The following is a 10,204-nucleotide window of genomic DNA, read 5'->3' as shown; positions in this document are numbered from 1 at the left end:
AATCGAAAGACCTGGTCAACTGGGAGTTTGCCGGCTGGGCTTTCCCGGAAATACCGGCAGAGGCGGTAGAACATGTCAGAAGCCATGCCGGTGGAGAAGGAGCTACTAATATCTGGGCCCCCTATCTGGTACAGTATAAGAGTAAATACCGCCTGTATTATTGTGTTTCGGCCTTTGCCAAATCAGTCTCTTATCTGGGGATGGCAGAATCCGTTTCACCAGAAGGCCCGTGGGAACAGAAAGGATATGTGGTGAAAACAGACTCTACCTCCGTCATGAATGCGATCGATCCGAGTATTGTGATCACGGAGAACGGAGAACATTGGATGGTCTACGGTTCTTATTTCGGCGGTCTGTATGAAATGCAGCTGGATCCGGAAACCGGACTGGCCATGCGCAGCGGAGACCAGGGACATTGTATCGCCCGCCGTGCCGATGGAAAGAAAGATAATATCGAAGCCCCGGAGATCGTCTATAATCCGGAACTTAAGAAGTACTACCTCTTTGTCTCTTACGATCCTTTGATGACAACCTACAATATCCGCGTCGGTCGTTCGGAAAAGCCGGAAGGTCCTTTCTACGACCTGTTCGGTAAAGATATGAGTGAGGAAACTAACAATTACCCGGTACTGACACATCCTTACCGTTTCGACAATCATCCGGGATGGGCTGGTACGGCCCACTGCGGCGTGGTAAACGATAACGGCCGTTATTACCTGATGCACCAGGGACGGCTCAGTCCGACTAATCAGCTGATGGATCTGCATGTCCGTGAAATATTCTGGACGAAAGACGGCTGGCCCGTGGTCTCTCCGGAAAGATATGCAGCTATTCCGCAACAGGAATTTGTAAAGGATGATTTCGTGGGCGAGTGGGAGATGATCCTCATCCGCGATAGTAAATACGAGCGTCAGCTCTGGGCAGGACAGATCTTGTGGGGTGAAGGGGAGTTACATGATAATGAGGTGAATGTCTCTGTTCATTACACCTTTACACCGGATGGAAAGATCACAGGTGAACAGAATGGATGCTGGACATACTCTCCGGAAACCGGATTGACAGTCCGTATAGGAGAAGAAGAAATACAGGAACTCATTCCGCATATAGGACAAGACTGGGAAAATGAAATGAAGACAATCCTGTTCACGGGATTGGATTCCCATGGCTTCTCTGTCTGGGGAAAAAGAGTCGGATAACACAAACAATTCTTACAAATAAATTTAATGCCGTATGAGGAAAAGTAAAGAAAAGAACACAGCCGCCTTCTTCCAGCTAGAAGGTAATCAGTATGAATTAAGTATGAAGTAACCTTAAAACAGTTTATTATGAGCTATCAATCAATTAAGAGTAAGCAACTACTGAAGTTACCGGTAGTCCTCTTGTTTTTATTAGTCAGCAGCCTGCAACTGATGGCGCAGACAAATGTCGTAACAGGAACTGTGACCGACCCTATGGGAGAACCCCTGATCGGTGTGAATGTAGTCCTGAAAGACAATCCTACCGTTGGTACAATTACCGATATGGACGGTAAATTCTCATTGGAAGCTGGCAACAGCAAAGTATTTGTATTCTCGTATATCGGTTATGCACCTCAGGATGTCTCTATCGTTGGAAAGAACAATATCCAGGTGCAACTGAAAGAAGACAGCGAAACACTGGAAGAAGTGGTAGTCGTAGGTTATGGTACCCAGAAGAAGGGATCGTTGACCGGGGCTATCAGCAGTGTGAAATCGGAAGAACTGACCCGTACCACCTCTCCGACGATTTCAGGTGCATTGGTTGGTAAGACGCCGGGTATTTCCGCCCGCCAGGCCGACGGTCGCCCGGGTGCGAGTGCAGCTATCCAGATCCGTAACATGGGTACGCCGCTGTATGTGATCGACGGTATACAGTGTGAAGAAGGCCAGTTCAATAATATCGATGTGAACGATATCGAAAGTATTACGATCCTGAAAGACGCCTCTGCCGCTATCTATGGTCTGCGTGCAGCCAACGGAGTTGTGCTGGTAACGACTAAATCTGGTAAACGTGGTGAAAAGAACCAGATCTCTGCCAACGCTTATTACGGTATCCAGAACTTCATGCGTTATCCGGAGGTTGCGAATGCTTCACAATTCTATGAAGGACGCATGCAGGCCGACCTGAATACGTATGGTTCTACTGCCCGTACAATGGAAGAGTTGAACCTGTATCGTCAGGGACAAGGTGAATACTCCAGCTTCGACTGGCAGAAGTTCATCACCAACAAGAATGCTCCTGTCTGGTACGGTAACGTCAGTGCTACTGGTGGTTCCGAAAAAATTAACTACCACTTCGGTGTTTCCCATATGGATCAGAAAGCGATGATCAACGGATTTAACTTTGCCCGTACAAACCTGCAAAGCAATATCGAAGCCAATATCACTAAATCACTGAAGATCGGTGCCCGTCTGAGCGGCCGTATCGAAGAACGCCACAACGTAGGTGTTCCGGGGCTGGACGATTACTGGCAGCCTTATTATGCCATGTTCCAGAACTGGCCGACCCAGCATGCCTATGCAAACGACAATCCCGATTATGTAAACGACACCCGTAACAACGCAACCGGTGCTGCCATCTTCGACCGTGACATTACCGGTTATACGGATGATATCTGGAAATCGGCTACCGCCAATGTCTATGCAGAATGGCAAAGCCCGATCGAAGGTTTGAAAGCCCGTGTCGCTTATAACTACTGGATCGCCCGCAACGACCAGGAACAGTTCGAGTACACTTATAAAGTATATAATTACGATAAGTCAACAGACACTTACAATGAAAAGTGGGGAAACCAGAACCCCTGGCGTCGTCGTGTCAAAGACGAAAAGGTGGAGCAGACGTTCCAGGCCCAGTTGAACTACGATCATACTTTCAACCAGATACACCATGTTTCAGGTGTGTTAGGTATCGAAACATTTGAAAAGAAAAGAGACTGGTTACAGTATAACACCCTGCCGACCAACAACTATATTCCGCTCACAAACGGTATCGCCGATATGCAGTCGATGGAAACCAAAATGACTACCGCCCGCCGTGCCGGTATGATCTTCCGTGCCGCTTACGATTACAAGAGTACTTACTTCGCTGAATTCAGCGGTCGTTACGACGGCTCTTATCTCTTCCAGGAAGGTAACCGCTGGGGTTTCTTCCCCTCCGTATCGGCCGGTTGGAGACTCTCTGAAGAATCCTTCATGTCAGGTGTAAAAGAAGCTACCAAGCTATCCAACCTGAAGATCCGTGCTTCCTGGGGACAGATGGGTGATGACAAACTGGATGTGGACAGCGATGGCGACGGTTACCTGGATGATATTGTCTCTCCTTATTCTTTCCTGAACGGATATACTTATGGATCGGGTAATGCTGTATTGAATGGTAATGCCATGACCGGAGTTGTTTACCGTGGCATTCCGATCACGACTTTGTCATGGATCAAGTCGACCCTGATCAATATCGGTGTGGATTACGGCTTTCTGGACGACCGCCTGAGCGGTACGTTCGAAATCTTCCAACGTAAACGTACCGGCCTACCCGCCTTACGTTACGATGTGTTGATCCCTTCCGAAGTCGGTTTCTCGCTGGCAAAGGAAAACCTGAACTCGGATTATCACAAAGGTCTTGAGCTGGGGATCAACTGGAGAGACCAGGTAAGAGATTTCACTTACTCTATCGGCGGAAACTTCACGCTGGCCCGTAAAATGAACGGCGACTCCTACAAGCCGCGCTTCGGCTCGAGTTGGGATGAATACCGCAACTCTACGGAGAACCGCTGGATAAATACCAATACCTGGGGCTATCAGGTAGTAGGTCGTTTCCAGAGTTACGAAGATATCCAGAACTACCGTGTCGACAACGACGGACAAGGCAATACCACCATGCTTCCAGGCGACCTGATCTATAAAGATCAAAACGGCGACGGCATAATCAATAGCCTGGACGAACGTCCGATCGGTTACCAGCCGGAGCAGCTTCCCTATATCAGCTTCGGTATCAATACCTCTTTCGAATGGAAAGGCATCGACCTGAAAGCCGACTTTGCCGGTGCTGCCGGACAGTCGTACCACATGTGCTGGGAGGTTGCCTATCCGTTCCAGGGCGACGGTAACTCTACCGCTTACCTGCTGACTGACTCATGGCATCGTGCCGATCCTACGGATGCGAACAGCGAATGGATTGCCGGTAAGTTCCCTGCCACCCGTTATGCCGGGGCGAATGTGAGCTTCAATCGCTATTCCGATTTCTGGCTGCATAACACTTATTATATCAAGCTGCGTACATTGGAACTGGGTTACACCCTGCCGAAGTCTATCTCCGGCAAGTTCTTCGTAGACCGTCTGCGCATCTATGCAAATGCCTACAACCTGTTCAGTATCGACAACCTGAGCCAGTATCAGCTAGATCCGGAAATTCAGTCGAACAGCGCATTGGTGACTCCTAACCTGCGTACGTTCTCATTTGGTTTTAATCTTAACTTCTAATTAATTGAATAATATGAAAAGGAATTTATTATATATCTTCGGTTCCGCAATACTTGCCTGTTCGATGGCAAGTTGCGACGAGTGGTTAGGCGATACGACACCTTCCGATTTCCTGACCGACGACCAGGTTTGGAACGATAACACCATGGTGATAGGCGTTCTTGCCAATCTGTACAATGATGTCAAGATGAACGGTTCGATGGATAACGACGTCAACTATTCGTTGTTTGACGATATGATGTGGTGCGGTCTGATGAACCAGGATGTGGAAACGGCCCGCAACCAGATGGTCGCCTATCCGTACGACTCTCTCCGTTATTATAATTACGAGTATATCTATAAGATCAATCAGGGTATCGAGAAACTGAAAGAATCGGCTTTGGACGAAAGCGATGTGAATGTCTTCGACGGTGAGTTCCGCTTCCTCCGTGCCTATACTTATTTCGATATGAACCGCCGTATGGGTGGTGTTCCGTTGATTAAGGAAACTATGGAATATACGCCGGGCATGGATGTGACCGAATTACAGATTCCCCGCGCTACGGAAGCCGAGGTTTACAACTTCGTATATGACGAATGTATGGCTATTAAGGAAATCCTGGCTGCCAACAATGCAAGTGTGAATGTAGCTCAGGCCAATAAATATGCCAGCCTGGCTTTAGCCAGCCGTGCCATGCTATACGCCGGTTCCATCGCCAAATACAATGCAGCCATGACCAACCCGGTTTCATCGTCTTTGCAGAACGGCGTAGTAGGTATGACCGGTGAAGATCCGACACCTTATTACCAGAAAGCGTTGGCTACAGCCGAAGAGATCATCAACGACGGTGTATTCCGTCTGCAAAGCGGTACCTCTGCCGATGATTTTTATAATGCCATATGCAATAAAAGCAATAACACGGAAGTGATCTGGAGTAAAGATTATTCAGCCAGTAAGTTCCATTCCTTCTCGTTTGCCAATATTGCCCAGTCGATGAATGAAGATAACGATAACGGTTCCGATCTTTGTCCGACTCTCGGATTTGTTGAAACCTATGAATTGCTGGACGGCTCGGAAGCTAAACTGGCCGATAAGGATGCCAGCGGTAACTATATCGCTTATAATAATGTAGGGGATATTTTCGCAGGCCGCGACTATCGTTTACAGGGAACATGTCTTTTACCGGGGCAGACTTTCAAAGGTGCTACCTTGGATGTCCAGGCCGGTGTCGCCGTATACCAGAGCAACGGTTCCTACCTGCTGGTGGAGGGATCTGAACCTAACAGTACCTACGAAGCAGCCGACAATCATCCGAATGCCGACGGCGGTAAGTTTGTCGGTAAAGACGGCCCCCTGAACCGTGCCACTTATACGAATACAGGTTTTAACCTGCGTAAGTTTGTCGATGAAACAGCCGGTTCTTCCGCTCGTGGGCAGGGTTCTTATATGTGGTATGTGTATTTCCGTATGGGTGAAGTTTACCTGAATGCGGCTGAAGCTGCTATGGAACTGGGACAGACGGACAAAGCGCTGAGATATGTGAATGCAATCCGCGAACGTGCCGGTTTCGGTGCGAACTCATGGAAGGCGGAAGACCTGACCATCGACAACATGTTGAAAGAACGCCGCCGCGAACTGGCAATGGAAGATCATCGTATATGGGATATGAAACGTCTGCGTAAAGCCCATACGGTATGGAACGGTGTGCAGTCGGCAAACACCATGCTGTATGCCTTGTATCCGTACCGCGTGATCGGTGGCCCCGACAACGGCAAGTATATTTTCGATCGCCACGTAGCCAACCGTTTCAAGGCACCGCGTAACTTCCGGGTAGGTAACTACTACTCTTCATTCGATCAGGATCACCTCAACAAGAATCCGAAGCTGGTACAGAACCCGAACTACAATTAATAAAAGATGAACATAGATATGAAAAAGATAGCTTTATTCCTATTCACTGCGCTGGCCGTATTATTCACTTCCTGTGAATACGATAATTACGAAGCGCCTAATGTGATGTTGACCGGTCAGGTTTCCTACAACGGACAAGCCGTCAACGTGAAGAACAATCAGGTGAGTTTCCGCCTGTATGAACCGGGCTGGGAACTTTCTTCCAGTACGTATATGACCGTTCAGGTAGCCCAGGACGGCTCATTCAGTGCCAGTGTCTACACAGGCAAGACTTACAAGCTGATCCGTGTGGAAAATGTAGGCCCGTGGGTAAACCCGGTAGCCACCGATACGATCACTGTCGATAATTATAGGGGAGAAACGGTCGACATGCCTGTAACTCCTTACTACCTGCTCGACAATGCATCTATCACCTGCAACAACAAGATCGTTTCCGCTACATGCTCCGTACGCGAGATCACAGCCGGTCGCAACATCGAGTTCGTTGGCCTCTATGCCGGCCGCAACCTGATTGTAGACGATAGCTATAACTTCGGTGGCACAGCCAGAGCAACCACAATTACCGCAACAGCCGGCAGCCAGGTTTCCTTGCAACTGGATCTGAGCGGCCTGTCAGTCAATTCGACCTCCAATTCGCTTCCATCCACCGGATTTATCTATGCCCGTATGGGATTGAAGATCGAAGGTATCGACGCAATGGTTTACACCGAACCGTTTAAGGTATCGATCTGATTATTCGATAATTAGCGAGAATATGCCCCGCAAGCTGTTAAAACGACAGGCCTTGCGGGGTTTTTTATTATCTTTGCCTCTTGTTCTAATCTTAAATTTAATGGATATGCATAGACACTTATTAGCTGGTCTTTTAGTTGTGCTTTTTATGGTCTCCTGTGGCAGACCTTCTCCTTTCCGGGATAAATTGTATGAGACTATGCAAACCTCCCTGAGTTGGAGGAACGATACGACTGGTATCTGGGAAACCGCCGGCTGGTGGAACTCTGCCAACGTATTAACCGCCACCATTCGTTACGCTGCCGTAACCGGCGACACCGATGTGTTTCCCGTTATCCGGGATGTATATGAGAAAGCCCGCCGTTATCAGGTGGGAGTGGACTCGACCGGGAATCCCCGTTATTGTACGAATTTCATCAACGACTATTACGACGATGAGGGCTGGTGGGCTTTGGCATGGATCGAAGCCTTCAAACTGACAGGGGAGAAGGAGTATCTGGATATGGCTGAAATTATCTTTGAGGATATGACGACCGGATGGAGCGACGAATGCGGTGGCGGTATCTTCTGGAAAAAGAATCCCCTGCACTATAAAAACTCCATAGCCAACAACCTTTTCTCGCTGACGGCTATCCGTTTGTACAAGGCCACCCGGAACCCCTCTTACCTCGACTGGTTCAAGAGGAACGTAGCATGGTATATGCAAACGGGTATGATCAACATGGATATTTACCAGATCGAAGACGGGACGGGCAAGGACTGTGCCCCCAACCGGGATGCCCATTACACCTATAACCAGGGGGTAGCTATCGCTGTCCTGACTGAAATGTATCTGGTGACAAACGATGATTCCTATCTGGAACTGGCCGGAAAGATTGCCGATGCTACCATTACTACCCGCTTGGTAACGGAAGAAGGCATTCTCCGTGAAATGAAACCGGCTATCGAGGATGGCAATGACGGTGTTCAGTTTAAGGGTATCTTTATTCGCCACCTGGCTTTTCTGTATGAGGTGACAAAGAATCCGGCCTATAAAGATTTCATCATAAAGAATGCCGAATCGATCCTCTCGAAAGATTACGATCCGGCATCCAAAAGCTTCGGCTGCTACTGGTACGGCCCTTTCCACCGGGTGAGTTCAGCCGCCAATGCCTGTGCACTGGAATGTGTGATAGAAGGCTATGCCCTTACAAGACAATTTTAAACCGTTCATTACCGATCCGTACAAAATAGATACCATCGGGTAGTCGGACTGTCTCTACCTCCCCGGCAATCAGCCGGCATACCGTTTGCGGTTTGCCGTCGGGGGTATAGATATAGCCCGGTTCGTCGGTAACAGCCTGTATATGCAGCTCATTACCTGTCTTCCAGATTTTTGGCTGGCTGGCTTCTATCTTCTCGTTGGCAACCGGGTCGGGGTTTTTTACGATACCGTCGACCCGGATTTGGACGTCGCTACGTACATATTTGACGATATAAGCCCCGTCACTACTACGCGGGGCTATAGTTTCGCCACGATCGGTCGTAACAATGGGTACTGATTGGTTATAGTTTTCATTCAATGTCAGATAGAAACGGAAGTTACCCCATGATTCCACATCATATTCACCAGCAACCGGGTCGGTTACAACCCCTTCTACTGCCGGGATGGAAACCGTATAGTAAACCGGGGTAGGATCGGGCTCCGGAGTTGGATCTGGGACAGGATCGGGGATCTTTTCAAACACCGCCGTAATTTCAGTGTCTGTTTCCACTTTATAGTTGTTACCGCCAATAGTTACACCTCCTGCCGTGATCTCTTTCAATCGATAGCCGGTCTTGGGCTTAGCTGTTATAGAGAGGAGGGTATTCCCCTGTATCTTCTCATTCAGCCCGTCGTTGAGTTGCTGGTTAGTACCGTAACTGACTTCGAGGGTGCCCCCTTCGACCGGTTGTGTCAGAGTAATACTGAATTGAAGGAAAGCGTAATTGAGTAAATCGGGCTGTCCGGTAAAGTTTTGTAATTTGGGAAGATGCGTCCCGTCGCCGAGCTCCCAACCGGTATTCCATCCGTTAAAGCAACCGCCTGCATCTGCATTCATGTTGGAAAGGGTCAGGTCGAGGCCGCTTTGGTTGTCGAGGGCACCGTCGTTGATGAGATTGTCGCCGACTTTTATTACCGGGCTGGCGTAGCAGTTCGTGTAAGTCGGGGTATTTGTTGTGCCGCAAATACGTGCACCGCCTGCTTCGATACCCTGAAGGTTGAGGGAGATGCATCGGTTGAAGGTGCTACCGTTCGCTGCATCTCCGGCAATACCACCCGATACGGATTTAGTACTGCTTTTAGCCGTTATTTTGCCTGTTGAGTAGCAATTCGACACATTCGAGTCATAGACTTGGCCTACGATGCCGCCACAATAAACATCCCCTGAATTGTTACCGATTATATCGTTTGTAGCATAACAGTTGCTGACAGTTGCTGACTGGGAAATGATTCCTGCAATTGCACCGATATTGAATGTACCGTTTGTACTTCGTGCCGTTCCATCCGTTAGCCCGATACTTCCGCCAGTAACGAAACAATCAGTAATATTAGTAGATCTGATAGCTGCCCCGACAATAGCCCCCAGGTTAGTAGGTCGAGAACTGTTAATTGGTATCTGGATACCGCCTTCTGCTACATGGACTCCTAAATTCTTAATGGTAGCCCCGTCAGCATATCCGAACAATCCGATGACTTCGGATGCATCGGGTTTAAAAGACAGGTTATTGATGCATTTATGGTTTCCGTCGAATGTTCCTGTAAAATAACTCCTATCATTAGTACCGATAGGCGTTATAGCGGAAGTTAGAGTAATGTCGTTGGCTAATTGATAATGCTTGTCAGCATAAATTTGAGAAAGTGTATAGTCCCCTGAATTCATTGCTTCCGCTAGTATATACAAATCATCCTCAGAAGTTATCAGGTAGGGAGAATCTCCTGTATCGTTAATCACATAATCACTGATCGGAGGGGTTGGGTAAGAATTACTTTCACCTCTTCGCCTAAAAACAGGTATAATATCAAGGTTATCTACATCCCAAATATCTTTATCAAACTTATTATCAA

Annotated in this window: 6 protein-coding genes; 5 read left to right on the top strand and 1 reads right to left on the bottom strand. The window is 48.2% G+C overall.

The window, feature by feature from the left end; genetic code table 11:
• The 5 genes from QZ076_RS21360 to QZ076_RS21340 form a co-directional block, all read left to right on the top strand.
• The coding region (locus QZ076_RS21360; protein ID WP_293717131.1) for an arabinan endo-1,5-alpha-L-arabinosidase at positions 1–1,196 on the top strand (1,196 nt) is incomplete at its 5' end.
• Positions 1,197–1,325: 129 nt separating this feature from the next.
• Complete coding sequence (locus QZ076_RS21355; RefSeq protein WP_293717130.1) at positions 1,326–4,493, top strand: TonB-dependent receptor; 3,168 nt, start codon at positions 1,326–1,328, stop codon at positions 4,491–4,493.
• A 13-nt stretch (positions 4,494–4,506) separates the two neighbouring features.
• Complete coding sequence (locus QZ076_RS21350; protein ID WP_293717129.1) at positions 4,507–6,384, top strand: RagB/SusD family nutrient uptake outer membrane protein; 1,878 nt, start codon at positions 4,507–4,509, stop codon at positions 6,382–6,384.
• 18 nt (positions 6,385–6,402) lie between these two features.
• Positions 6,403–7,116, top strand: coding sequence for a DUF3823 domain-containing protein (locus QZ076_RS21345; protein ID WP_293717128.1), 714 nt, complete (start codon positions 6,403–6,405; stop codon positions 7,114–7,116).
• Between the two features lie 106 nt (positions 7,117–7,222).
• Complete coding sequence (locus QZ076_RS21340) at positions 7,223–8,320, top strand: glycoside hydrolase family 76 protein (protein ID WP_293717127.1); 1,098 nt, start codon at positions 7,223–7,225, stop codon at positions 8,318–8,320.
• Here QZ076_RS21340 and QZ076_RS21335 read toward each other — a convergent pair.
• Positions 8,304–10,204: GLUG motif-containing protein (locus QZ076_RS21335; protein WP_293717126.1), on the bottom strand; the 1,901-nt coding region annotated here is incomplete at its 5' end. The two genes, QZ076_RS21340 and QZ076_RS21335, sit on opposite strands and share 17 nt — an antisense overlap.

Source organism: uncultured Parabacteroides sp., assembly GCF_905196875.1.
Taxonomy (GTDB): domain Bacteria; phylum Bacteroidota; class Bacteroidia; order Bacteroidales; family Tannerellaceae; genus Parabacteroides.
The sequence above is the reverse complement of the archived record's forward strand: the minus strand, read 5'-3'. Positions and strand labels throughout refer to the sequence as shown.

Coding starts and splice junctions, on each gene's coding strand:
- QZ076_RS21345 (WP_293717128.1), top strand. CDS start 6,403: ATGAAAAAGATAGCTTTATTCCTATTCACTGCGCTGGCCGTATTATTC.
- QZ076_RS21340 (WP_293717127.1), top strand. CDS start 7,223: ATGCATAGACACTTATTAGCTGGTCTTTTAGTTGTGCTTTTTATGGTC.
- QZ076_RS21355 (WP_293717130.1), top strand. CDS start 1,326: ATGAGCTATCAATCAATTAAGAGTAAGCAACTACTGAAGTTACCGGTA.
- QZ076_RS21350 (WP_293717129.1), top strand. CDS start 4,507: ATGAAAAGGAATTTATTATATATCTTCGGTTCCGCAATACTTGCCTGT.